A 25,340-nucleotide genomic window follows, 5' to 3' on the forward strand; every position below is an offset into this window, starting at 1 on the left:
GACACCTTTTAATCATCTTGCTGGCGACTCTCCCCCAGAAACCCTCCGCTTTGATGTGTCCACAAACGAGCGTACAGGCCTCCCTTTTGCAGCAGCTCCTGGTGGCTGCCCTGTTCGATGATGCGACCCTGATCCAGCACGATCAGTCGGTCCAGCGCCGCAATGGTAGACAGGCGGTGGGCAATGGCGATCACCGTCTTGCCGTGCATCAGGGTATTGAGGCTTTCCTGAATCGCCGCTTCTACCTCGGAATCCAGGGCGCTGGTGGCCTCATCCAGTAACAGGATGGGTGCGTCTTTGAGCATGACCCGGGCAATGGCGACGCGCTGCCGCTGGCCACCGGACAGTTTCACACCGCGTTCGCCTACATGGGCGTCCAGACCCTGACGACCTTCACGGTCATGCAGCTGCGAGATGAAGTCGGCCGCGGCTGCACGTTCTACCGCCTTGTGCAGGAGCTCGTCGCTGGCCTCAGGGCGGCCATACAAAATGTTGTCGCGCATGGAACGGTGCAGCAGGGAAGTGTCCTGCGTGACCATGCCAATGGCGGCCCGCAGGCTGTCTTGCGTGACGTGGGCGATGTCCTGGCCGTCAATGCGGATGGTGCCGCTGTCCACATCATGAAACCGTAATAGCAGATTGACCAAGGTGGATTTGCCTGCGCCAGAACGCCCGATCAGGCCTACCCGTTCGCCTGGCTGGATCACCAGATTGAGCTTGTCAATCACCTGGCGGCTTTTATCGCGGTAGGCAAAGCTGACATCCTGAAACTCGATTCGGCCTTGCCCGATCCGCAAGGGCTTGGCATCGGGCGCATCTACCACCGTGGGCTTTTGCGTCAAGGTATTGATGCCGTCCTGAATCGTGCCCACGTTCTCGAACAGGTTGGTCAGCTCCCACATGAGCCAGTGTGAATGCCCCGAAAGGCGCAAAGCCATGGCGATGACAGCCGCCACCACACCCGCGCTGGACTGGTCTATCGACCACAGGTAAAGGGCCAGGCCCGCCGAGCTGATCAGCAAGAGGGTGGCCAGCACATGGTTGCTCACCTCAAACAGGCTGATCAGGCGCATCTGGGCGTGGCCGGTTTCCTGGAAACGACGCATCGCGTTTTTGGCATGGTCCGCTTCGCGGCGCGTATGGGCAAACAGCTTGACGGTGTTGATGTTGGTGTAGGCGTCGGTGATGCGTCCTGTCATCAGCGCTCGGGCATCAGCCTGCTCGGCGCCCACTTTACCCAGGCGGGGTACAAAAAACACACAGGCCAGTGCATAGCCCACCAGCCAGAACAGGAAGGGCAGAATCAGCAGACGGTCAAAACTGCCGGCCAGAATCAAAATGCCGATCAGGTAGGCGCTCATGCCCACGACCACTTCCACAGCCATGAACAGGGTCTCACGCACTGCCAGAGCGGTTTGCATGATTTTGGTCGTGATGCGACCTGCAAATTCGTCCGCGTAAAAGGACATGCTCTGGTTAAGCATCAGCTTATGAAACAGCCAGCGCAGGCGCATGGGAAAGTTGATGGCCAGCACCTGATGCATGACTACGGTATGCAGACTGATCAGGACCACGCTGCTCAGCAGGATGGCGGCAATGCCCAGAAGCGTGCTGCCGTGCTGGTTCCAGAACTGGGCCGGTTCGATGGAGGGCAGCCAGTCCACGATATAGCTGAGCAGGGCAAACAGCATGGCCTCGTAGGCCGATAAGCCGATCGAGGTCAGCGTCATCAAGCCAATCCAGGCGCGGGAATGTTTCGTGCAGGCCCAGATGAAGGGGAAAAATCCTTTTGGGGGCGGGGCGACCTGCTGTTCGGGATAGGGATTTAATCGACGTTCAAAAAATGACAGCACCGAAGGAGCTCCAGCGGACGGCTTCAGGGATGACAAGCCGTTTGGACAGATGAAAAGCCGCCCTTTGGGTAAGAGGGCGGCGATTTTTTGATGGTACAGCAGTCATTCTGTGTCACGGATGAAAACCTGATAAAAACACAGTTTTTGTGTCCGGGGGGTGTCAGATCTTGGCTACGGTGAACGTTTTCTGATGGGTGGTGCGTGAGCCCGCTTGGGTAGTGAGTGGCTGCTTGCCGAGCCTTGCGGGGTGTTGTGGGAGGCCGAAGGGATAGGGTCTTGACGCAGGTAGCCCTGCTCCGGCCTGCGGTTTGACGAATGAGAGACGAAGACCAAGCGGGGTTTGGGGTCTGAATAAGATCATCCAGACCCCAATCATAGAGCGGTTGCGCGCTCTGGCAGGGAGGTGGACTTAGTAGGCCACCACCTGGCCGTCTTTACGGGGGTCGGAGCCGCCCACGTAGTGATTGCCCTGACGCAGAATCAACTGCGCACCGCCAAAGGCAAAGACACCACTGCCTGGTTCGACCAGCACCTCATGACCACGTTCACGCAGAGCCTGAACCAAAGCGGGATCGAATGTGGGTTCCACCGCCACGCCACGCCCACCGGTGACGCGCCAGCGAGGCGCATCGGCTGCGGCTTGCGGATTCTGGCCGTACAGCAAGACCCGTAAGGCCATTTGCATGTGGCCTTGGGACTGGAAGGGGCCGCCCATCACGCCAAAGGACATTTGTGGCGTGCCGTCGGCATTCATGGCAAAGGCTGGAATGATGGTGTGCGAGGGGCGCTTGCCACCGGCAACCTGATTCACGTGTCCAGGGCGCAGGCTAAACCCATGGCCTCGGTTCTGCAGGCTGATGCCGGTACCTGGCACGACTACGCCGGACCCAAAACCCATGTAGTTGGACTGGATCAGGGAGACCATCATGCCGCTGGAGTCCGCGGCGGTGACATAGACTGTGCCAGAGGGCCCGGGCAGGCCATGCTTGGGGTCCCCTGCCCGGTCCATTTGAATCAGGGCAGCACGCTCGCGCAGATAGGCTGGGTCCAGCAAATGCTCTGGATGATGAATCATGTGCTCCAGATCTGCGTGGTGTTCGTATAGATCGGCAAAGGCCAGTTTCATGGCCTCAATGCTCAAATGCACCGTATCAACGTGATCCAGTGGCTGTTGACCGATGCCTGCCTGCTCCATGATGCCCAGCGCCATCAGCGCGGCAAGGCCTTGGCCGTTCGGTGGGATTTCATGAATGACGGATTGCGCAAACGGATGGCTGATGGTGCCGCACCAGTGGGCACAGTGCTCGGCCAGATCCTGTTCGTCCATGGCGCCGCCATGCTGGCGGGAAAAGTCGGCAATGCGTTTGGCCAGCTCGCCGGTATAGAAGTCCCGACCCTGGGTGGCGGCAATACGCTCCAGCGTGTTGGCCTGGTCCGGATTCTGGTACCACTGTCCGGCAACGGGGGCTTTGCCATCGCGTAAAAAAGCCTCGGCAAAACCGGGCTGATCGCCCAGGCGTTGACGGCCCAGTTCCCACAAGCGGGCAATCACGGGTGAGACAGGAAAGCCGTCACGGGCATAATGAATCGCCGGGGCGGCAACCTGCTCCAGGCTCAGGCGCCCCAGCTTGCTGGACAGCTCGGCCCAGGCAGAGACGGCACCGGGCACGGAGACGCTTTCCCAGCCTTTGTCGGGCATGGCCGTGTGGTCTTTGAATCGATCCGGCGACCAGCCTCGGGGCGAACGTCCGGAAGCGTTCAGGCCATGCAGTTCTTTGCCGTCCCAGACGATGGCAAAGGCGTCACTGCCTATGCCACAACCAGTGGGTTCCACCACGGTCAGGGTAATGGCGGCAGCCAGAGCCGCATCGACCGCGTTGCCCCCGGCTTGCAACATGCGCAGTCCTGCTTGCGCAGCCAGGGGATGGGAGGTGCTGACCATGTTCTGGCCAAGTACGGCAGAGCGGGCGGACGGGTAAGGGTTGTGCCAGTCCATGCCTTTGTCAGTGGTATTCATTGAATCTGTATTCCAGTCAATTTAATCAGGCTTTGCCAGCGTGCGCTGTCTTCGCGTACCAGGGCAATAAAATCTTCCCGGCTGGTGCTGCGAGGTTGGTCCACGCCTAGGGTTTGCAGGCGCGAGCGCACGTTGGGGTCCTGAATGGCATGTGCAAAAGCTTGATAGGCTTTATCACGGATGTCGTCGGGCAGGCCTGCCGGTGCATACAGCCCGAACCAGGTTACCGACTCGTAGCCCGGCAGCCCCGACTCCTGAAAGGTGGGTAAATCGGGAGCCAGCGGCGAGCGCTGTGGACCGGTGACGGCCAGAGCGCGCAACTGACCACTTTTCACATAGGGCATCCCCGTGGGGATCGCATCCAGTAAAACATGGATGGAGCCACCCAGCATATCGTTAATGCCCTGACCGGTGCCACGGTAAGGAACGTGGGACATGACGATATTGGCCTGATTCAAGAAGGCTTCGGTGCCCAGATGCACAATCGTGCCGTTGCCGCTGCTGGCGTAGTTCAACTCATCAGGATGGGCGCGGGCGTAATCAATCAGCTCTGGCAGCGTTTGTGCGGGTACGGACGGGTTCACCAATAAGACGCTGGCGGCATCGCCCAAGTGGGCGATGGGCGTGAAGTCTTTCTCTGCATCGTAGGGCAGGGACTTGTACAGGTGCGGAGCAATCGCGTGGGTGCTGCTGGTGGTGAACAAGAGGGTGTAGCCATCGGGCTTGCTGCGGGCTACCTCGCCAGAGCCAATGGTCCCGCCTGCGCCCGTTCGATTGTCCACCACAATGTTGGTGTTCAGCTCTTTGGCGGCGCTCTCGGCAATCAGGCGGCTGATGACATCGGTGGCGCCCCCCGTGGGGAAAGGCACAATCAGGCGAATGGGGCGCTCGGGCCAATCACTGGCGTGCGCGACCAGGGCGCTGCTCGCCAACAGGGCGCCTGCAAAAGACTGGACAAGCCGCCGCCAGGAACGGCGCGGCGCGGGTAAGGGTTCGGTGCTGGGTCGGGTCATGGCTATCTCCTCAATCAAGAGATGATAGGAAAGGCGATGATGCCGAACCAGCAACAAATAAGCAGGCCAGCGTTGCTATTTCGGCAAGCCTTAAGGCGCGATTTCAAGCTGTGGCAGCAACTCATCCAGAAAGCGGCGAACAATAGAGGGCAAGCGGCGGCCAGCCAGGGCCTGCACTTCAATTTGACGGTTCAGCAAGCCGCGTTCATGGATGAAACTGGCTTGCAGCAAACCTTGCTCAATCAGGTGACGCGCCGAGAGCAAAGCCGACACGGTCACGCCTGCGCCGGACAAGGCAAATTGATGCAGAGACTGCATGTGGTTGCTGCTGAATACGGGGTCCAGGCTGAGGTTTTGCGCGCTGCATGCCACGTCCATCATTTGCCGCACTGTGGTGTCGGGCCCGGGCAAGGCCAAAGGGTGGGCCAGAAGGCTTTTCAGACTGATGCGTTCTGTCCGGGTGACCGGGTGCCCGGGAACGGCCAGGGCCATGACAGGGGCATCGCGTCGAAACAGCGTTTTAATATCTTTCTCGGCCGTCTGCGTAAATTTGATGCCGATATCAATTTGCCCGCTCAGGAGCAGCATGGTGATACGTTGTGGGGGCAACACGTCCAGCTGAAAACGTATGCCTTGATGCTTTTCACGGAATTGCGCGATGCATTGAGGCAGGAGCTGAGCGGCCAGTCCTTCAGAGGACGCAATCCGTATCAGGCCGGTTTGCAGGCCTTGCAGGGCGGCAATATCGTGCAGGGTGCGCTCGGCGTCCAGAGCACTGCGGCGGGCATGAGCCAGCAAAAGCTCGCCCGCCGCTGTCAGGCTCATGCCACGGGCATGGCGTTCGAACAGGGCCATGCCCAGGTTTGTTTCCAGCCCGCTGATCTGACGGCTGATGGCCGAGGTGGCGACATACAGATTGCTGGCCGCCTGCGAGATAGAGCCACAGCGCGCCACTTCCTGAAAGTAGCGCAGTGCGGTCTCTTGGAGATGACGTGGGTTCATACCAGACTGCCGCGCAACTGGGCGGCAATCTCGTAGGAGCGCAAGCGCTTGTTGTGGTCAAAGATATTGGCGTTGATCATCAGCTCGTTGGCGCCCGTCAGTTCGATGAAACCTTTCATCTGTTCAAGCACTTGCGCCGGATTGCCAATGGCCGTACAACTGAGCAGGGAGTCCAGAAGATGCTGTGCGGGTGGGCTGCATTGCTCGTAGTAGTCACGCACGGGCGGCGGCAACTGGCCCGGACGACCGCTGCGCAGGTTCACAAAAGACTGCTGCCAGGAGGAGGCCAGCAACTTGGCTTCGTCTTCGGTGTCGGCGGCAAAGACGTTGTAGCCCAGCATGATGTACGGTTTCTCCAGATGGATCGACGGCTGGAACTGACGGCGGTAAACCTCAATAGCATCCATCAACTGGGCAGGCGCAAAATGCGACGCAAAGGCATAGGGCAAACCCAGCGCGGCCGCCAACTGAGCACCAAACAGGCTGGAGCCAAGAATCCAGACCGGCACGTTCAGGCCACGACCTGGCACGGCCATGATGCGGTTGCGGGGCTCGTCAGACATATAGTCCATCAGCTCGAGCACATCGCGAGGGAACTGGTCCGGGTCGCTGCTCAGATTGCGGCGCAAGGCGCGAGCGGTTTCGGGGTCTGAGCCGGGCGCGCGGCCCAGGCCCAGATCAATCCGGCCCGGGTACAGGCTGGCCAAGGTCCCAAACTGTTCGGCGATCACCAGCGGAGAGTGATTGGGCAGCATGATGCCGCCAGCCCCGACCCGAATGCGGCTGGTCTGGCCGGCAATATGGCCGATCAGTACCGCCGTAGCGGCGCTGGCGATACCGGGCATGCCGTGGTGTTCAGCCAGCCAGTAACGGTGATAGCCCCACTGCTCGGCATGGCGGGCAAGATCGGCAGAACTGCGGAAAGACTGCGCTGCAGTGGAGCCCTGCACAATAGGGGACAGGTCTAGGACGGAGAGCGGATAGCTTGGCTTCATGGCATCAGATTCAAATTGGACTCAGGATATAGTCGATCCATCGTTAGGTAGCGTCAAGTAAACCCATAACACAGGCAAGGATGTTCAGATGAAAGAGACCAGTCGTCGCACCGTCAATCATTATCAGGACCATGCGCAGGCGTACCGTGATGGCACCTGGGACCATGATGTCAGCCAGAACCGGGACGCTTTGCTGGCCGCCATCGGCGCAGCCGGGCCGGTGGATATTCTGGATCTGGGTTGTGGACCCGGCCGTGATCTGGTGGCATTTCAGGCCATGGGTCACCGACCTGTGGGACTGGATGGGTGCGCCGCCTTTGTCGAGATGGCGCGCCAGCAAACCGGTCTGACGGTACTGCATCAGGATATCCTGGATTTGAAATTGCCCGCCGCCGCGTTTGACGGCGTGTTTGCCAATGCCGTGTTATTTCACATACCCAGTGCGCAGCTACCGGCTGTGCTGACAAGCTTGCGGCACAGTCTGCGACCCGGTGGCGTGCTGTTTTCTTCCAATCCGCGCGGTCAGGGGCAAGAAGGCTGGAATGGACAGCGCTATGGGTGTTACTACAGTTGGGAGCAGTGGGCGCAGCGCCTGGAGCATGCAGGTTTTGAGTATATCCATCACTTTTACCGCCCCACGGACAAGCCGCCTCAGGAGCAACATTGGCTGGCGTCTTTGTGGCGCGTGCCGGTCTCCTAAGCAGCCAAATGGTGAATCCCTGACCTGGCTACCTATCTTTTTGTTTTGTAATGGGTTTTTTGGTTAATACAGGGGTTTTCCCTATTTTTATGCACATCTTTTGTGGATAAGCCGATCGATAGCATGAAGGACCAGGTCCGGGGAAAAAAATGGTAAAGAATTGTCGATTCTCTGATCGGGTTTGTTAAGTTGTTGAAATTGTTTAGATAAATGCACTGATTCACGGTTTATCCTGTGACTTGTCCACATTTTATGGGGATAAGATTGCGGGTGTTGAGGCATTTGGCCGTTTTCTGCCCGCCCGTTTTAAGTGGCTGATACTACGAACGGTTTTTCTGATTTGCCCAGTTTTTCCTACGAGCTATCCACAGTTTTCGTGGATAAGATCACGCGTTTGAGCAGCTTGGGTTCCCCTCAGTCTCAAGGCTATGATGCACACGAGCAATGTTGACCTTTAGCGGCCAGTCCCTTCGGTTCTTTGCCATTTTCTTCAGGAGAGTGAAACGTGGAAAAATTGCAAGTCTGGATGACAGAATTTCCCGCTGTGGTCGCGATTGGGCTTAACGTCGTGATCGCGTTGTTGATTCTGATTATTGGCTGGTGGCTGTCAGCCGTTGCCGGCCGGGCCATCAAGCGAATGGCAGCCAGCTCCCCCCGTGTGGACCCCACCATCGTGCCTATGGCCCAGTCGGTCACGGTCTGGACGATCCGTATTTTTGTACTGATTGCGGTGCTGGCACGCTTTGGCGTCCAGACAGCCAGCATTATTGCGGTGCTGGGTGCGGCTGGCCTGGCAGTGGGTTTGGCCCTGCAGAACACCCTGCAAAACATTGCCGCTGGCATCATGTTGTTGATGCTGCGCCCTTTGCGTGCGGGTGAGTTCGTGTCGGTTGTGGGCAAAGGGGATGGTACGGTACAGGAAGTGGGCTTGTTCTTGACCCGCTTCGAGCAGGTCGATGGCATTCAGTTTACGTTGCCCAACAGTCTGATCTGGGGCAATCCCATCATCAATTACAGCCGCAATACGACTCGTCGTCTGGATTTTGGTGTGGGTGTCCGGTACGGTGACGACCTGGATCTGGCCTTGAAGTTGCTGCAAAACCTGCTGGACGAAAACGACAAGGTTTTGAAGGACCCGGCCCCTCAAGTGATGGTTATGGAGTACAAGGATAGCGTCATTACGGTCAATCTGCGTGCCTGGATCAGTGCCGCTGACTTCTGGGATACCCGCTTTCACTTGTTCCGTCGCGCGATTCAAGTGCTGAATGAAGCTGGTTTGCAAACCCCGGTTCCCGTACGGGAAATCGTGCAATCGGGCGGCGATAAAAAAGCGGCCTGAGCCGGATGGCCGCCGAGGCCGGATATCGAGCCGTTTCAGTGGTCAGGATAGCCACGTCTAGTGTGGTTGCAGATAGCAGCAAAAATGCCCCAAGCCTTGCGATCAGCAGCTTGGGGTTTTTTTTTCGGGTTAGCCTGCATTGGAGGCAGAGAGCGCTTCCTCCATACTGTACGCTTTGCCTGAACGCCACCCCTATCGCTCCCCCACGATGTTTCTGATCGACGAAAAAATTACGGTACGACGTTTGGAAGTTTTGTTGGCCTTTTTGGAGGCTGGCACGATTTCCCGTGCGGCGGACCAGTTGGGTACCAGTGCGGTCAGTGTTCATCGGGCATTGAAAAGCCTGGAAGAAGGCTTGCGGTGCCCCTTGTTCTTGCAGGAGGGGCGTAATCTGGTACCTCAGGACTCCGCCCGTGAGCTGGCCGAGGCAGCCAAAGAAACCATACGCACCTTGCAGCAGGGTATTGATGCCGCGCGTGAGGCCGGGGGCTACTCCTCGGATCAACTGCGCATTGGCTCCATGTATTCACTGACAATCCGGCTCGTTCCCCGTCTGTTGGTGGAGCTGAAGATACACAAGCCGTTGTTGCAGATCGATCTGGTGCTGGACTCCAATGAAAAGCTGCTGCAAAAGTTGCGCAGTGGTCATATTGATGCCGCCCTGATCGAACTTCCGCAGGCCCAGCCTGATCTGGAGTTGCTGCCAATCTTTGATGACGAGCTGATGTTTGCCGCGCCGCTGGGCTGGCACGGTGCGCAAGGGTCGGTCGTGGATTTGGCGCGGTGTTCCAAAGAGCGTTTTGTATCGTTGAGCGATGATTTTGCCACTGGGCGTGATATGCAGCGCATGATGGCCAAGGCCGGGTTCGAGCCCGAGATTGTGATGCGTACCGGCGACATCTTTTCGTTGATGAGTCTTATCAGCGGCGGGGTGGGATGCTCTCTATTGCCTGCCCGTGCCAAAGAGGTGTTTTCTGACAAGATCCAGTGGTTAAGCCTGGAGTGGCCGTATCGGCATTCGCAGCGGATTGGTCTGGTTTGCATGAAGTCGCGCGAACGCAGCCCCAATGTGTTGAGTGTGCTGCGGGCGTGCCGTATTGTGCGCAATCAACTGGAGAAAGAAGGGCACAAGCCGGTTTGATAGGAACGCGATGGCCTTGCTGGAGCTCGGTCAGGAGGGAGGGGCTGCCGCTTCCAGATGCTCAGCTCAAGCCCCCAGCGAGTCTGCCAGGGCAGGAGTACACCTGGTGCTGCAACTGACAGTCAGGCCCATCTGGACAGCCAGCGTTGCACGCCATCCAGGGTTTGGAATTCATCCACGCAGCGTGCAGGGATATCGGGATAGCGTTGGTTCCACAGGGTCGCCAGGCTGCGCCCTGGGCCGATTTCCAACACCACATCGGGCTGACGTTCTTCAATCTGTTCCATGCAGGCATCCCATTGCACGGTCTGCATCAGTTGCGCTGCCAAGGCGTGGGCCGCACTTGCCGCGCTGTGTACCCACACACCGGCATTGCTTGGCCAAGGCACATTGGGGGCCGCCAGCCCACTTTGGTTTAGCTGCTCGTGAAAGGCGTGAGCGGCGCTGCTCATCCAATGGGTATGGGATGCAATAGTCACGGCCAAGGGCGTGCAACGCGCCCCCTGTTCTTGAGCGAATGTTTCCAGGGCCGAAAGTTTGTCGCGTGGCCCCGCACAGACGGCGCTCTCCGGACCATTGCGTATGGCCAGGGCAGCGCCTTGTGCCTGGCACCATTGTTCAATTGACCGAATGGAAACCCCACTGATCGCCAGCATGCTGCTGTCTTGTCCGGCCCCGGCCTGATCCATGAGGGCGGCTCGTTGTCCGGCCAGTGTGACCGTGTCGCTGCTGGAGAGCACTCCCGCGACGCATGCAGCCGCCAGTTCGCCAATGCTGTAGCCAGCCACGGCAGCCAGACAAGGGCTGGGCGCCTGCAGGGCAGGGACGCGTTCCTGCAATTGCTGCCAGGCGGCCAAGGCGCAGGCTGTCAGGACGACCTGGGCATGGGCGTTGGTGCTCGCCCAATTGGCATCGCGCATGGCGCTGCGCCAATCGGCAACGTGCAACTGATCCTGCATCTGCAGCAGCAAGGGATGGGTTGGCTTGAGCCAGGGCAGCATGTCCGCGTATTGCATGCCTTGCCCGGAAAACAGCAGGGCGATTTTCATGGTCAGACTCCAGTAGGGCGACGTTGGCGTGCACGGCCGGGAGCCGTGGCTTGCAGGCGGTCCAGCCAATAGCAGGCCGACAAGGTATCGGCAGCGCCTCCAGGGGACAGACGGCGCTGCATAAAGGCGTGATGCAAGGTTTGGGCGCGTTGCACCGCATCCGGGGTAAATGCGCTGCCTGCGTGCAAATACTGTGCGGCGCAGCGGCGCGCGTAGTGCAGCCCCTCCAGTCCGCCACGATGGGCCAGATTGCTATCGTCAAGGACCGCCATCACCGAAAAGAAAGTATGCAAACCCACGGTCTGCAATTGCTGATCGGTAATAGGTGCGCTGTGCGGAGACAAGAGGTTGACAGCGGCTTGCCAGGCGGGCCAGGCCGTTTCAAACAAGGTGGGAAATCCTTGGGCGGCTTCCTGGTTCGCGCCCTGTAAACCATAGCGGCGTACCGCTTGTCCACCCGGCAGTGCGGACGAGGTTTGCTGGCTGCGGGCCTGTAAAGCTGCCCCCCATAATGTTTGAAGTTGGTCCCGAATCGTGGCGGGAGTCAGGGCGCGAAAAGGAAGGCAGGCGCCTGCGGCTGCACACAGCAGGCCGAGCATGAAGATGGCTCCACGGTGCGTATTGATGCCGGCGGTTGCCGCCTGCATGCGAGCCTCCGCTGCCATCCCGCAAGTTTGCAGTTGGCAAAAGGGAGCACGCTGTTGGCCCAGGGCTGCCATGTCAGAAAAATAGTGGCGCAGAGCGAACAGACTGCGGTAGAAGGTGCTGGCGTCCATATCGTCATGGCTGCCGCTGTCGAGCAAGGAAACCAGTCCCGGCTTGGGGGCCAGAATCAGCTCGTCATACAGCGCCAGAACAGCCGCCCGGCCTATGTCCGCACAACGCCAGGAAGGGGATGGGTCCATGAGCTCAGGGGGCGTCGGTGGGGGCGCCCATACCCTTGTTTCAATGGCATCAAGCAGCATGAGAAGACTCCAGGGCAGGGGCGTGCTCAGGCCAGTCCGAGTGCGCCTGAATACGTAAACCATGCGTGTGTTTGATCATGACTTTGCTGCTGGCACCACTGCGCCATTGCTGCCATTCACGCCAGGCGATGGCGGCGTCATCCGGAAACAGCAGCTCGCCATCCAGACGGGGCAAACCCGGCCATTCGCTGGCCGCATGCAAGAGCTGCACCAGACGATCGGCCTGCGTGGCGCACTGCACGGGCAGCAGCAAATCCAGGTCCGAGCCTTCACGCACATAACCTTGCCCCGTGATCAGCTCCCAGCCATAACTGCCATAAACCTGAGCTGTGCAGCCGTGTGCCTGCATCTGCTGGCATAAGCTCAGCCAGTCTTGCGCCAAGGAAACCAGCAGCAAGGTTTGGGCTTCATGGGCGGGGGGGAAACAGCCCCAGGCCAGGCTCCGCGCCTGGGGAACAATCAGAGACAGACGTTGCCGTCCCCAATCGGTCGGTAACGGAATGCCCACTTGCAGCTGCCCGTGACGCAGTTCACCTGGCTGACGGCTGACTACCAGCGGCCAGCCTCGGGCCTGCCATTGCTGCAGGCTCAGACTGGCGTGGCTGCTTGGCTCCAGATCCGCCAGCACCTGATCCCAGGCTGGGCTGTCCAGCGTAATCAGATGGTGACGGCGAGCGGGCAGTGGTGCGGTCATCAGGATGCCTGCAAGACTTGGTCAATGATCTGGGCCGCCAGACGGCGACCACCGCGTTGGGCGCCATCACTGGCACGGCGATCCTGGTGATCGGACTGGGCCAGTGCCGCACGCAATGACGCACGCAGATGCTCAGGCGAACGGTTGTCCCAGACAGCCTGAATACCCCCCATGGCCACATAGTTGTCTACGCCGGGCGCAAAAACCGGATTGGACTGTGCCAGTTCTTCCAGCAGGGCTTCGGGCAGCTTGGTGACGCGGGCCATGGCGGGAATGCGCATGACGCGAATCTCGGCCTCGGGTACGGCATAGCAGGCGTCGGCAATCAGCCCGGAGGTGATGAATCCGCCCGAAAGTGCCTGGTCATAGACCAGTCCAATGACTTTGTGACCTTTGCGTCGGGCCAGATCCAGACACATGCCCAAATGGGCCATGGCGCGGTTGATACCCAGCAGCTCATCGCGGCGGCGCAGTTGCTGGCCTTGGGTATCGACCAAGAGCAGCAGACTGCGGCCAGGATGGTGCCTGATGGTGTCCAGCACCGCCTGAGCCTGGGTCAAAGCCAGGGATACGCCAATAGGCGCGTGTTCGGTGGTTCCAATAACGTTCAGTGTTTGACCCTCAAACTCGGCTGTCCCCTGTAAAAATAAATCCTGTTCGGTGATGGTGTGCTGCGTATCGAACAGCGATTTCACCAGTGCTTCCCATTTCATGACAGCGCCTCCTGGCTGCGTAATGCTTTGACGGCCGCGGCATCCATCTGCCCGACTTGATCGCTGTGCTTCAAACCCAGCGCCTGCCATAAGTGGCGAGCCTGGTTCTCCGTGTGCTCCCATTGTTCGACAGGCAGCAAGGCGGCGCGATGGGCCAGCATCCGGTGTTCCTGTTCCAGTTCTTCCACGGTGACGGGGCCACGGGCTGGTTCTTTCAATCCTTGCACGGCGGCAGCACGGAAAGCTGCCACAGTGTCAGGCACAAGGTCGTCGCAATCGGCGGTCAGCCAGCGATGTTTCCCGCCACTGGTCTGCCAGACCAGCGCACGGTCTTTGGAGTCGTATTCCTCCACACCGTGTGAAGCTTCAATGACTTCGGGGCCGGACATAGCCAGACGGCCTACATCACTCATGATGAGGTGATTGGTGCAGCGAGCCACTATGCCCATGCCGCCAAAACAACCGTTTTGCCCGCCTACCAGGGCAATCACCGGCACCCCGGCATTGCGGGTATCCAGCAGGGCGCGCATCACTTCCGACACGGCGATCAAACCCGCATTGGCTTCGTGCAAGCGCACACCGCCGGACTCCAGTAGCAGCACTACGCCAGCAGGGCGGTCGATCATGGCACGACGCAGCAGGCCCACCAGCTTGGCGCCGTGGACTTCGCCCACACCACCGCCCATGAACTCGCCTTCTTGCGCTGCCACATAAACGGTCTGCCCTTCCAGCAAGGCATGGCCGATGGCCACACCATCATCAAAAGAGGAGGGGACGCCCAACTGAGCCAGGTGCGGGCTGCTGATGCGTTGCGCCGGGGGCAACCACTCATGAAAGCTGTTCGCGTCAAACAGAGTCTGGACGCGCTGGCGGGCAGAACATTCCAGATAACTGCTCATGACTGTGTTCCTTGTGCTTGGCTACGTGCCAGCGCTTCGCTGGCGGCCTGGTCCAGACGCAGGCTGACCACGGCCGGGGTGGCTCCCATATCGTTGATGTCAAAGTGAATGCCGGCCAGCGGATGACGCTGGTGAAAGTCTCGTACCACGGCATCCCAGATGGCGGAAAACCCTCGTGCTGAGGTATGAATGTGAATAGTGCAGTCGGGGCTGTCCTTGGGTTCGGCCAGTACTTCCAGATTGCCCGAACCCACGACGCCAATCAGCACGGGCTGGAAGGGGCCAATGGGCTCTTGCCCCTGAAAACGGTAGGCCAGGGTCTCCAGGCCGTGAGGATGCTGAGTCATCGTGATCTCCTAATGCAAATAGCGGTGCGGGCCCTTACCAATTACGAAAGCGCGCCGGGGGCTGATACAGGCCGCCCGAGGCGTCAACCAGATCCCGCATGCTGCGTGCGGCCAATAGATTGCGAGTGGCCTGACGTGGGTCTATGCCTAAATCCTGCGGTCGCCGGATGATGCCGCGGTCGCGCAGGTTTTCCACCATGCGCACATCGCGGCCCAGGCCTACGGGCGTATACCCGGCTACGCCGCGTATGGCCTGCTCGCGTTCTTCGTCGCTCCGGCACAGCAACAGGTTGGCAATGCCTTCTTCGGTCAGGATGTGGGTGACATCCTCGCCATACACCATGATGGGGGGCAGATCCATGCCGGTCTGCTCCTGCAGGGTCCAGGCATCCAGGGTGTCCACAAAGGCCGGCGTCATGTGTTCGCGGAACGTTTCCACAATCTGCACCACCAGCTTTTGGCCTCGCGGCGTACCGGCCGCCCCCTGGCGTCCTGCGCGGGCTTGTTGACCTGCTTTGAGCCAGGCGGGGCTGGCGTGGCGCCGGCCACGGGCATCGGCCCCCATATTCGGTGCGCCACCAAAACCGGCAATGCGGCCCAGCGTGGCGGTGGAGCTATTGCCCTGCAGATCGATCTGCAAGGTGGAGCCGATGAACAGATCGCAGGCATAGTGACCCGCTGCCTGACAAAAAGCACGATTGCTGCGCATGCTGCCATCGGGACCAGTGAAGAACACATCGGAGCGGGCGCGCAAGTAATTTTCCATGCCAAGCTCGGAACCAAAGGAATGCACGGATTGCACCCAGCCAGCCTCAATCGCGGGGATCAGGGCAGGATGCGGATTCAAGGCCCAGTGCTGGCAAATCTTGCCTTTCAGGCCCAGCGATTGACCGTAGGTGGGCAAGAGCAACTCGATGGCGGCGGTATCAAAACCGATGCCGTGGTTCAGGCGCTGCACGCCGTATTCCGCGTAGATGCCCTTGATCGCCATCATGGCCATCAAGACCTGTATTTCGCTGATCTGCGCCGGGTCGCGGGTAAACAGCGGTTCGATAAAGTGGGGGCGCGGGGCCGGGATGACGAAGTTCACCCAATCTGCGGGGATGTCCACGCGAGGCAGGCGCGTGGTCTTGCTATTGACCAGCTCATTGACCTGAGCAATCACAATGCCGCCCGAAAAAGCGGTGGCTTCCACAATGGCGGGGGTGTCCTCGGTATTGGGACCGGTGTATAGATTGCCGTGCTCATCGGCGGCCTGAGCGGCGATGAGCGCCACATTCGGAGTCAAATCGACAAAGTAACGCGCAAACAACTCCAGATAAGTATGAATAGCACCGATGTTCAGTCGCCCTGCCGATGCCAGCCGGGCCAGGCGTGCACCTTGCGGGCCCGAAAAGCTGAAGTCCAGGCGGCTGGCGATGCCTTTTTCAAACACATCCAGATGCTGGGGCAAGGCCAGCACGGATTGCACCATGTGCAGGTCATGAATCTGTGTGGGATCGACCCCCACCAACGCGTCAGCCAGAAAATCGGCTTGTTTCTGGTTGTTGCCTTCCAGACATACACGATCGCCTGCCTGCAAGACGGCTTCCAGCAATAAGCTGGCTTTATCTGTGCTGCACAGTTTGCCTTGCAGCGAGTCTCCCAGTGCTCGGCTGGCGCGTTGCAGTCTTTGCTGGCGCGCTTGATTCTTAAGATTCCAGTTGCTGTCCGTCATTAGGTTTCCCTGTCATACCTCTGTCGATGTGTTTCTTTAAAGCCTGTTGCCTGAAGTGTCACGAACGCAGCTCAGGCAGCGCGATGGAGCGGGTGCCCAGGTGATGGGCGATGCGAGTGGCTGCTTCCAGCAGCAGGTCATCCTGCCCGGGCCGGGCGGCCAGTTGCAGGCCCAAGGGAAGCCCCTGGCGGCCAAAGCCAATGGGCATGTTCAGACATGGAATGCCCAACGCTGTCCAGGCCCGACACAGCACCGGATCGCCCGTCGTCTCACGTGTAGGGGCTTCGCCCAAGGCCGAGGCGCTCAGGATCAAGTCTGCATCGCCGAAGATCAGCTCGGGCTGGCGCTTGAGCTGATTGACCAGGCCTTGGGCCTGAATCAGTTCAGCCGGCCGAGTCTGCGCACACCGGTCCAGATAGGCCTGCAAAGCCGGTGACAGCAGCTCAAGATGGTGCTGGCGCTCATGGCCTAAATGAATCAGCACTTCAGCGCCCATGATGGCCTGTTGTGCATGAGTCAGCTCGCCAAACAGGCTGTCCTTACCGTTACGTTGGATCTCAAACTGGCCGTCGTTGGCGCTCAGATGGGCTATCACCGCCTTGAGTCGGTCCCGCAGATCGTCTGATAGTTCCTCCCACCACGGGGTCTGTAAAAAACTCAGACGCAAGGGGGCTTGCAACAGGCTGGATGTGATTTCCGGGCTGGTGCGCAGCACATTGAACACGCGCTGTATATCTTCCAGGCGCTGGCCCAGGATTCCCACGGTGTCCAACGAGGGACTGATCGTTTTCAGGCCGTTGCTGGGCAGGACCCCAAAGCTGGGCTTGAAGCCGTAGATACCGCAAAAGGCGGCAGGGCGCACGACAGAGCCGGCGGTTTGGGTACCCAAGGCCACAGGCACCACATTGGCCGCTACGGCGGCGGCCGAGCCTGATGATGAGCCGCCGGGCGTGTGATCCGGATTCCAGGGGTTGCGGGTCTTGGGGGGATGGAACAGAGCGAATTCCGTGGTCACGGTTTTCCCAAAGGGCACCGCAGCGGCCGCGCGAAGAGCTTGCACGATGGGCGCGTCCTCACTGGGCCGGTTGTCCCGGTAAATGGGTGACCCGTAAGTGGCCGGCGCATCGGCCGTATTGATCAGGTCCTTGATGCCGATGAGCAGCCCCTTCAAAGGGCCGCTACGGTTTTCCTGCTCCCGGGCCAGGCGCCGTACCTGCTCCTTGTCCAGATGGGCAAAAGCCTGGATCAGATCCTCGGTTTGTTCGTAGCGGGCAAGAGCAGCTTCCGCCGCCTGCTGGCTGGATGTCGTGTTTCGGGTGGCGAACTCATTCACAGACATGGCATGACCTCAGATCGTGAAAGGAGCAATAAGAATAGCAATCGTCAACACGACGGTGCCAATCAGAAAAGCCACGACGGTAAAGCCCATGACCTGCCGCACATTCAAGCGTGCGATGGCCAGCACGGGCAAGAGCCAGAAGGGTTGGATCATATTGGCAACGGCTTCGCCAAACGCCACGGCCATGGACATCAGGCCCAGATAGGCAGGGCTGTCCTGACCGATGGCCAGAGCTGACTGCACGGCGATGGGGCCTTGCACTCCCCAGTGTCCGCCACCGGAAGGGACAAACAGCGAGATGATGATGGAGGCGATAAAGGTCAGGAAGGGCAGGGTGTATTCATTGGCCCCGGTGACCAGCGCGGAGGACAGGATTTCTTCCAGGGCGCGGCCGCCTTCCATGGGGATATAGGCCAGCAAGCCCATAATGCCGCCATACAGCGGGTATTGCAGAATCAGCGGGCCAGCCGTTTTGGCGGACTCGACAAAGGACTTGATAAAGCGGATAGGCGTCCAGTGCAGCAGGGCACCCGTAACGGTAAACAGCATGATCATGGAGGAGATGTTCAACGCAAAACCGCTGCGCACGAAGTAGTACATACCCGCGGCAAAGAACAGCACATTCAGAATCCACAGGTTTTCCAGCTTTTCAGCCGGAGTGCTAGCCTTGGTTTTGGGCAGGTCTTTCTCAATATCGGCAAAGACGGCCGGGTCGGGCGGCAAGGCATGGTCGGGTTCCATGCGCCAGATCGTCAGAAATAGCAGGATGATCAGGGCCAGCACCGGAATCCAGCTGTAGGGCTGAAAGATGGTCAGGCTGAAAGGCACCGTCATGTTGGTCAACTGGTGGATAACATTGATCGGGCTGTTGGGGTCGGTATTGGCCAGCGCAATCGAGCTGGAGAGCCCTTGAGTCCAGAGTAAATAGCCCATATAGCCCGAGGCAATCAGATAGCCAAAGTGCACGTGAGGCAGACGGCGGGCGACCTGACGCGCGACCAGAGCGCCGGCAACCAGGCCCAGGCCCCAGTTCAGCAGGCAAAAGAGGGAACCTACGGCAAAGCACAGCAGCGCACCTTCAACCTGATTGCGGGCACGAGAGGCCAGCCAGATAATGGCGCGTTTTAAGGGCGGCGCTTCGGCAAGCGTATAGCCGGTCACCAAAATCAACACCATTTGCAGGGCAAAGGTGAAAATGCTTTTCGGCCCCCATACTCCACGGTACCAGGCATCCACCATTCCTCCAGGGGTGGCGCCGTCTACAAACAGGGCGATTAAACCGACAACCAGCAAACTCAGAATGACGGCGAACAGATACGGGTCAGGCATCCATTTTTCTACGTAACGCACGCAGATGTTGGTAAAGCGTGTCAGCAAGTTCGGCCTGGCCTTGGCCGTGAGGGTAGCAGTGGTGTTCATGATGAACTTATCCTTGTTTTTGTCTCCCCGACCTGGCTAGTGGGTCGGCTAAGGGGTAGGGTTGCGTGATGCACCGTTTCGCCAGCACGTGCAGCTGGGTCGGGACGGTTGCCTGCATCTCGCTTTCCTCTTTTGGGTGTGCCCTTGGTGGGCTTATCGTTGTGCTGACAAGATAGCGACAGGCTTGGGCGTGGATCAATAAAGCAAATGTCGCTTTATTTACGCAGGGTGAAACGATGCCGCGTTAACCCTAGGGGAAAACAGGGTTAGCGCAGAGCCAAGCAGTTGCTTTAGATATAAAGCGGCTCGGATTTGTGCAGAGAGGATATTTAGCGAAAACGAACGGATCAGACGATCAGATGTCCAGGCCCGCAAGGGGCTGGATGAGTGGATGACCAGGGAGCGCAGGGGCTCAGAGCTTTAAAGGGTCGGAGTCAGCGGGTGGCGAAAAGGGGCGGCTAGGCGGGAAAGCCCGGCGCGAAGGAAAGAAAGCGGTACCCGCTTCTTTCCTTAAAATTTGTCAGCGACTGAATCCAGTGCATCGCGCAACAGACCGGCGATCTCTTTCTGACGCGGTGCGGGCATGCGTTCGGTAATGGCGGTCACGCTCATGGCCAAAATGGGCCGGCCTTTGTGATCGCAGAGCGCGCAACCTACTCCCAGAGCGCCGCGCACGGCGTAATTGCCGACCACCGAGTAGCCGCGAATCCGGGTGTTGGTGACCAGTTGGCGCATCTCCCGTTGGGTCATGCCCCCATACTGATCCAGTTGATTGGCGTTGCGTTCGATGATCTGCTCGATTGCCTCGTCTCCCAGTGTGGCCAGATAGGCCATGCCGCCTGAGCCCACTCCCAGAGGCTGACGTTTGCCCACATAAGTCGCCAGTATCTGCACCGGATAGGGGCCGATTTCACGCCACAAGCTGACCGAATCGTCGCCATCGCGTCCCACCAGAAAAACAGCATCCCCCGTCAGCTGCGCCAGCTCCTGCATGATGGGTTGCATGATGGTGACCCTGGGGTCCATGCCAAACAAGCCCTGGTCCTGACGTGTGGCGCTGTAGCGGCGGCTGTGACTGCTGTTTTGCACCAGCCCGTGATCGATCAGGGCGGCCAATAGGCGGTAGATCGTGGGACGCTGCAATTGGGTGGCACGCGATAGATCGGTGACGCTCATTCCTTTGCCTTGATGGTTCTGCAAAGTCTTGAGCACCAGCAGGCCGCGTTGCAAGGTGCGCGGCCCGGCCTGATCCTGCGGTTCTACGGTCTCTGGAGTATTCATGCTTGAAAACGGCCGATGTTTACCAAAACGTAACCTACTAAGAATATACGCCAGCTCGGAAAGTGTCCACTGTGTGATCGTTCAATAAAGCAAATGCCCGCTGCGTGCAGCGGGCAGGCGGGAGCGACGGCAGCCGTGGCGCAATCAGCGCTGCTCGGGACCGGCGGATTCCTCTTTGCGTTGCTCGGGGATGGGATGCCCCGCTGCTCTGGCGGTCTTGATCATGGCGGTACACAGACCCCGCAACATATCCACCTCGTCCAGGCTCAGTTGCGCGCGTCCAAACAAATGCTGCATGCGGGGGACCAGTTTTTTGGGATGCTTGGGGTCCAGGAATTTGACGCTTTCAATGGCCTGTTCCCAATGCTGCATCAGGGCTTGCACTTTGGCCTGGGTAGCCAGCGCTTTGCCAGGGTCCACCTTGCCCTCGGTGTGGGGCAAGAGGGGGGCGCCGCTTTCGGCCAGCAAGGCGTAACGCAACTCCCAGGCAGCCAGTTGCAGTGCCTGGGCAACATTCAGTGAGCTGTACTGGGGGTTGGCCGGAATGTGGCAGACGTACTGGCACTGGCTGATATGATCGTTGGTCAGTCCGACGCGCTCAGTGCCCAGCACGATGGCCACCGTACCGGCGTGTTGACGCAGGTGTTCGCGGCTCAGTTCGGCGGTCTGGCGAATATCGGCAGCCGGGGGGCCCAGATAGCGGGGGCGGGCGGTCAGGGCAAACGCCAGGGTGACCGGTTCCAGCGCATGAGCCAGGGTGGGAACGATACTTGCTTGTTCCAAAACGTCCAGGGCGCCGCTGGCCAGCGAGATGGCCTGAGGGTTTTGTACAACGTCCGGGTCCAGCGGGTCGACCAGACATAAGTCGCCAAAGCCCATGGTTTTGATCGCACGGGCCGCTGCGCCCACGTTTCCAGGGTGGCTGGGTTGCACCATAATGAAGCGAACCCGGTGAAAATTATCATCAAATGCCGATGCTTGCGTCTGAGTCATTTAAAATAGCTACTTTGAAGCTACGCTTCCTGTGTCTGCCCATGCGATTTTGCCCTGCGACAGGGCACGCCAGGCAGGCTCAATTATTGTTAAAAAAACGGAATTTCCATGCACCCGATGCTCAATACCGCCATCAAGGCGGCTCGCCGTGCCGGCACCATTATCTCTCGCGCCAGTCTGGACCTCCAGCACCTGTCGGTTGCGCGTAAAGGCCCTAAAGATTATGTCACGGAAGTGGATCGCGCAGCAGAGGAAGCCATCATTGAAGTGTTGAGCGAAGCCTATCCCGATCATGGTTTTATCGGTGAGGAAACGGGCGAGCGCCCACCGCTGGAGCCTGCAGGTGAAGGCACTCCCGAGTACCAGTGGATTATTGATCCGCTCGATGGCACCACCAACTTTATCCACGGTTTTCCGTGCTACGCGATATCGATTGCGCTGATGCACCGTGGCCAGGCTGCCCACGCCGTTATTTACGATACCAACCGCAACGAATTGTTTACAGCCAGCCGGGGGGGCGGTGCCTTCCTGAATGATCGTCGTATCCGTGTCTCGGGCCAGACCCGTTATCACGATGCCCTGATCGGTGCGCACGTTCCCGATTCGGGCGCGGGTGTAAAACCCACGTCTCCGTTCGCCGACATGCTGGCCGATTGCGCCGCCGTGCGTCGCATGGGGGCAACGGTTCTGGATCTGGCCTATGTGGCGGCAGGTCGTCTGGATGGTTTTTGTGCCGTCAACCTCAAATCCTGGGACCTGGCTGCGGGCACCTTGCTGGTTACCGAAGCCGGGGGCCTGGTGGGCGACTTTGAGGGCGAACAAACCTGGAAAGAAACAGGAAATGTGATTGCCGCCAGTCCGAAGATCTTTATTCAGATGCTGTCGCACCTGCAAGATTAAGAACCTAGACCCCGGCATCGCCGGGGTGTTCTTTTAATCACAGCGCCAAGGAGCTGAGATGGAGTGGTTGATGGACCCGACCGTCTGGGTTGGGTTGCTCACACTGGTAATTCTGGAAATTGTTCTGGGCATCGATAATCTGGTGTTCATTGCAATTCTGGTGGACAAGCTGCCGCCGGCACAGCGTGACCGGGCGCGTGTGCTGGGTCTGTCATTGGCCTTGCTGATGCGTCTTGGCCTGTTGACCGTGATGTCTCACCTGGTGCAACTGACAGACCCTCTGGTCTCTGTCATGGGTCTGGCTTTTTCAGGTCGAGACCTGATCATGATCGTGGGCGGATTCTTTCTCTTGCTCAAAGGTACGCTGGAACTGCACGAGCGTATCGAAAACCGCAGCGCGCATGCCTCCGGCTCGCGCATGTATGCCAGTTTCTGGGTCATTGTGGCGCAGATCGTGGTGCTCGATGCCGTGTTCTCCCTGGATGCGGTCATTACCGCGGTGGGCATGGTCGAGCATTTGCCCATCATGATGGCTGCTGTGGTCATCGCCATTGGCATCATGCTGGTGGCCTCCAAGCCGCTGACCGCCTATATCAATAGCCGTCCGACGGTGGTGATCCTGTGCCTGGGCTTTTTGCTCATGATTGGTTTTTCGCTGCTGGTCGAAGGTTTTGGCGTACATGTACCCAAGGGTTACCTGTATGCAGCCATTTCCTTTTCCATCCTGATCGAAATGTTCAACCAGTTGGCGCGTCGCAAGCTGCGTCTGTTGCAAGCGGGGCGTCCGATGCGCGAGCGCACGGCCGAGGCGGTGCTACGCATGCTGGGTAAGCGTCCGGACTCGGGCGATGCGGCGATCGGTCCCGATCTGCCGGGTGTGGCAGCGCAGACCGTGTTCGGTCAGGAAGAGCGCAATATGGTCAGTGGCGTGCTCACCTTGTCCGAGCGAACCGTCCATTCGGTCATGACGCCACGCAATGCCATTACCTGGGTCAACATTCAGGACGATGTCCAGGTCCTTCGCGAGAAAATGACACAGGAGCCTCACAGCATGGTGCCTGTGTGCCGTGGTTCGCTCGATGAGGTGATTGGTATCGGTCGAAGCAAAGAGTTACTGGCAGATTTGCTGATTCATGGTCATATCCGTCTGGACCAGTTGCGTCAGCCGGTGTTTGTGTATGAATCCATCGGAATTTTGGATCTGATGGAAACCATCAAGCAAAGCCGTGGCCAACTGGTTATGGTGACCGACGAGTTTGGGACGATTGAAGGATTGGTGACGCCGCTGGATATTTTCGAGGCGATTGCGGGCGACTTTCCCAGCGAAGATGAAAGTCCCGATATTGTTCAGGAGTCCCAGGATCATTGGTTGCTGGATGGCTCGACGGACTTGCATCATCTGGAGCAGATGCTGGGTGTAGACGGCCTGGTCGATGAGCAGGAAGAGTATGCGACCCTGGCGGGCTACCTTCTGACACGTTTCGGACAATTGCCCAAGGTGGGTGATGTCTGTGAGCTTGAGCAACGCGATGCCGTGTATCGCTTCAAGGTTCAAGAGCTGGAAGGGCGTCGCATTTCCCAAGTCAGCCTGGAGCGTCTGCCCTACGATGAAGAACAAATTGATCCGTTCTTGAACACTTAATTTTTATTGGCGTTGATTGACACAACATGACCGAGCAAACTCTCTATTTGTTGAAAGCCCTGTTTCTGGGGATTGTTGAAGGCATAACGGAATTCATTCCTGTCTCCAGTACCGCGCATTTGTTGATTCTGGGGTCCTGGATTGATTTTTCCTCGGGCGATGCCAAGGTGTTCGAGGTCGTGATTCAGTTCGGTTCGATCCTGGCGGTTATCTGGATTTTTCGCGCCCGCCTGATTCAGCTGATTATGGGGACCTTGCGCGGTGATCGCACGGAGCTGATGTTCACGCGCAATCTGCTGATCGCCTTTTTACCTGCCGCTGTTATTGGTGCCTTGACGATTCAGTACGTGAAAGCCTTGTTCCATCACCAGATTGTGTTTGTGTTCACGCTGGTATTGGGGGGTTATTGATGCTGTGGGTCGAGCGCAAGCCGCAGTACGCAAAAAATACCTCTGAGCTGGATCAGGGTGAAACCGCCACCTCGCAAAAGGCCACGGCCTTTGCCCTGGAGGAGATCACCTGGAAGCAGGCTTTGGTGGTGGGTTTCGCTCAGTGTATTGCCATGGTGCCCGGTACTTCGCGTTCGGGGGCGACGATTATTGGTGGCATGCTGGCCGGTATTCAGCGCAAGACGGCCACGGAGTTTTCTTTCTTCCTGGCGATGCCAACCATGTTGGCTGCCACGGTTTATGACTTGTACCGCAACGGCGCGTCTTTAAGTTCGGACCAGAGCACCGCAATTATCGTGGGCTTTGTGGCTGCCTTCTTTAGCGCACTGTTTCTAGTGAAAGCCGTGCTGCGTTTTGTGTCCAGCCGTACTTATCGTCCTTTTGCCTGGTATCGGATTGCGTTGGGCGGGGTATTGTTTGTGTGGCTGATGACGTAGACCTTTGCCGCCTAAGATGTTTTGAAATCCCCGTTTGGCTTGTTGGCCAGCGGGGATTTTTCTTTTCAGGGAGGCTCGGTCAATGTCGTCTTTGCACACACCTACTTTACCTACCTACTTATCTATCTATTTATCGGTCTGTCTGTCTGTCTGTCTGTCTGTCTGTCTGTCTGTCTGTCTGTCTGTCCGCTTATCTAGCGATGTACCAACTTGATAGGCACGTTTTTGGTGACTATTGTGTTCAAGGGTTTGTTGGCAAATAGCGGGTTTGTCGCCCGTTGTTTGGTCTGGCATGACTTGTCTTGGCTTCGATACGCTGCTGCTTATTGAAGGGAGCTTGGTCTCAGCAAGGCGCCTCTCGGTTCGTCTGCCCCGGTATCCGGGCTGACTACTTGCCGGTGCTGTGCACCGGTACCCTTGTCGGTGTTCGGATACA

General features: G+C 58.7%; 21 protein-coding genes and 1 pseudogene. 6 read left to right on the forward strand and 16 right to left on the reverse strand.

What is annotated here, in order from left to right; all coding sequences use genetic code 11:
• Positions 1-8 precede the first annotated feature (8 nt).
• From FE795_RS04455 to FE795_RS04475, 5 genes are all read right to left on the reverse strand, one after another.
• A complete protein-coding gene (locus tag FE795_RS04455; protein ID WP_003802689.1) occupies positions 9-1,853 on the reverse strand; it encodes an ABC transporter ATP-binding protein in 1,845 nt (614 codons plus the stop codon).
• Positions 1,854-2,262: 409 nt separating this feature from the next.
• Positions 2,263-3,870 carry a gamma-glutamyltransferase family protein gene (locus tag FE795_RS04460; protein ID WP_131071371.1) on the reverse strand — a complete coding sequence of 536 codons (1,608 nt, stop codon included), beginning with the start codon at positions 3,868-3,870 and terminating at the stop codon, positions 2,263-2,265.
• A complete protein-coding gene (locus tag FE795_RS04465) occupies positions 3,867-4,883 on the reverse strand; it encodes a Bug family tripartite tricarboxylate transporter substrate binding protein (protein WP_059318742.1) in 1,017 nt (338 codons plus the stop codon). The genes FE795_RS04460 and FE795_RS04465 overlap by 4 nt, the downstream gene beginning before the upstream one ends.
• Before the next feature lie 90 nt (positions 4,884-4,973).
• Positions 4,974-5,885 (reverse strand): LysR substrate-binding domain-containing protein, encoded by a 912-nt coding sequence (locus tag FE795_RS04470; protein WP_131071372.1) that lies wholly within the window; start codon positions 5,883-5,885, stop codon positions 4,974-4,976.
• Positions 5,882-6,880, reverse strand: coding sequence for an LLM class flavin-dependent oxidoreductase (locus FE795_RS04475; protein ID WP_219235754.1), 999 nt, complete (start codon positions 6,878-6,880; stop codon positions 5,882-5,884). The genes FE795_RS04470 and FE795_RS04475 overlap by 4 nt, the downstream gene beginning before the upstream one ends.
• A gap of 88 nt (positions 6,881-6,968) precedes the next feature.
• On the opposite strand from FE795_RS04475, the gene FE795_RS04480 reads away from it, so the two are divergent.
• From FE795_RS04480 to FE795_RS04490, 3 genes are all read left to right on the forward strand, one after another.
• Positions 6,969-7,580 carry a class I SAM-dependent methyltransferase gene (locus FE795_RS04480; RefSeq protein WP_059318745.1) on the forward strand — a complete coding sequence of 204 codons (612 nt, stop codon included), beginning with the start codon at positions 6,969-6,971 and terminating at the stop codon, positions 7,578-7,580.
• A 526-nt stretch (positions 7,581-8,106) separates the two neighbouring features.
• The gene (locus FE795_RS04485; RefSeq protein WP_039943581.1) at positions 8,107-8,919 is read left to right on the forward strand and encodes a mechanosensitive ion channel family protein; all 813 of its coding nucleotides are present in this window, start codon (positions 8,107-8,109) and stop codon (positions 8,917-8,919) included.
• Between the two features lie 208 nt (positions 8,920-9,127).
• Positions 9,128-10,060 (forward strand): LysR substrate-binding domain-containing protein, encoded by a 933-nt coding sequence (locus FE795_RS04490; protein WP_059318812.1) that lies wholly within the window; start codon positions 9,128-9,130, stop codon positions 10,058-10,060.
• Positions 10,061-10,182: 122 nt separating this feature from the next.
• Here the strand turns inward: FE795_RS04490 and FE795_RS04495 are convergent, their stop codons facing one another.
• The 11 genes from FE795_RS04495 to FE795_RS04545 all read right to left on the reverse strand — a co-directional run bounded on the left by FE795_RS04495 (position 10,183) and on the right by FE795_RS04545 (position 21,476).
• On the reverse strand, positions 10,183-11,109 hold the full coding sequence (locus tag FE795_RS04495) for an acyltransferase domain-containing protein (RefSeq protein WP_003802674.1): 927 nt from the start codon (positions 11,107-11,109) through the stop codon (positions 10,183-10,185).
• Positions 11,110-11,111: 2 nt separating this feature from the next.
• Complete coding sequence (locus FE795_RS04500; RefSeq protein ID WP_131071374.1) at positions 11,112-12,074, reverse strand: triphosphoribosyl-dephospho-CoA synthase; 963 nt, start codon at positions 12,072-12,074, stop codon at positions 11,112-11,114.
• Positions 12,064-12,768 (reverse strand): malonate decarboxylase holo-[acyl-carrier-protein] synthase, encoded by a 705-nt coding sequence (gene mdcG / locus FE795_RS04505; protein WP_059318747.1) that lies wholly within the window; start codon positions 12,766-12,768, stop codon positions 12,064-12,066. Before mdcG ends, FE795_RS04500 begins: the two co-directional genes overlap by 11 nt.
• Entirely contained in the window at positions 12,768-13,481 is a 714-nt protein-coding gene (mdcE, locus tag FE795_RS04510) for a biotin-independent malonate decarboxylase subunit gamma (RefSeq protein WP_059318748.1), read from the reverse strand. Before mdcE ends, mdcG begins: the two co-directional genes overlap by 1 nt.
• A complete protein-coding gene (locus FE795_RS04515; protein ID WP_131071376.1) occupies positions 13,478-14,380 on the reverse strand; it encodes a biotin-independent malonate decarboxylase subunit beta in 903 nt (300 codons plus the stop codon). The genes mdcE and FE795_RS04515 overlap by 4 nt, the downstream gene beginning before the upstream one ends.
• A complete protein-coding gene (gene mdcC / locus FE795_RS04520) occupies positions 14,377-14,727 on the reverse strand; it encodes a malonate decarboxylase acyl carrier protein (RefSeq protein WP_003802665.1) in 351 nt (116 codons plus the stop codon). The genes FE795_RS04515 and mdcC overlap by 4 nt, the downstream gene beginning before the upstream one ends.
• Positions 14,728-14,761: 34 nt before the next feature.
• The gene (mdcA, locus tag FE795_RS04525; protein WP_131071377.1) at positions 14,762-16,444 is read right to left on the reverse strand and encodes a malonate decarboxylase subunit alpha; all 1,683 of its coding nucleotides are present in this window, start codon (positions 16,442-16,444) and stop codon (positions 14,762-14,764) included.
• Positions 16,445-16,502: 58 nt separating this feature from the next.
• Entirely contained in the window at positions 16,503-17,783 is a 1,281-nt protein-coding gene (locus tag FE795_RS04530; RefSeq protein ID WP_131071378.1) for an amidase, read from the reverse strand.
• A 9-nt stretch (positions 17,784-17,792) separates the two neighbouring features.
• Entirely contained in the window at positions 17,793-19,202 is a 1,410-nt protein-coding gene (locus tag FE795_RS04535; protein WP_219235756.1) for a short-chain fatty acid transporter, read from the reverse strand.
• A gap of 510 nt (positions 19,203-19,712) precedes the next feature.
• Entirely contained in the window at positions 19,713-20,483 is a 771-nt protein-coding gene (locus tag FE795_RS04540) for an IclR family transcriptional regulator (RefSeq protein WP_059318751.1), read from the reverse strand.
• A gap of 144 nt (positions 20,484-20,627) precedes the next feature.
• Positions 20,628-21,476: an RNA methyltransferase gene (locus FE795_RS04545; RefSeq protein ID WP_003802655.1), complete on the reverse strand. Its 849-nt coding sequence runs from the start codon at positions 21,474-21,476 to the stop codon at positions 20,628-20,630.
• Positions 21,477-21,584: 108 nt separating this feature from the next.
• Here FE795_RS04545 and FE795_RS04550 point away from each other — a divergent pair, with 108 nt between their 5' ends.
• From FE795_RS04550 to FE795_RS04560, 3 genes and pseudogenes are all read left to right on the forward strand, one after another.
• Positions 21,585-22,376 carry an inositol monophosphatase family protein gene (locus FE795_RS04550; protein WP_003802652.1) on the forward strand — a complete coding sequence of 264 codons (792 nt, stop codon included), beginning with the start codon at positions 21,585-21,587 and terminating at the stop codon, positions 22,374-22,376.
• Positions 22,377-22,434: 58 nt separating this feature from the next.
• Entirely contained in the window at positions 22,435-24,018 is a 1,584-nt protein-coding gene (locus FE795_RS04555; RefSeq protein WP_003802650.1) for a TerC family protein, read from the forward strand.
• 26 nt (positions 24,019-24,044) lie between these two features.
• Positions 24,045-24,904 (forward strand): annotated as a pseudogene (locus FE795_RS04560) (undecaprenyl-diphosphate phosphatase).
• Positions 24,905-25,340 lie beyond the last annotated feature (436 nt).

It is taken from the genome of Alcaligenes ammonioxydans (genome assembly GCF_019343455.1).
Lineage (GTDB): Bacteria > Pseudomonadota > Gammaproteobacteria > Burkholderiales > Burkholderiaceae_B > Alcaligenes > Alcaligenes ammonioxydans.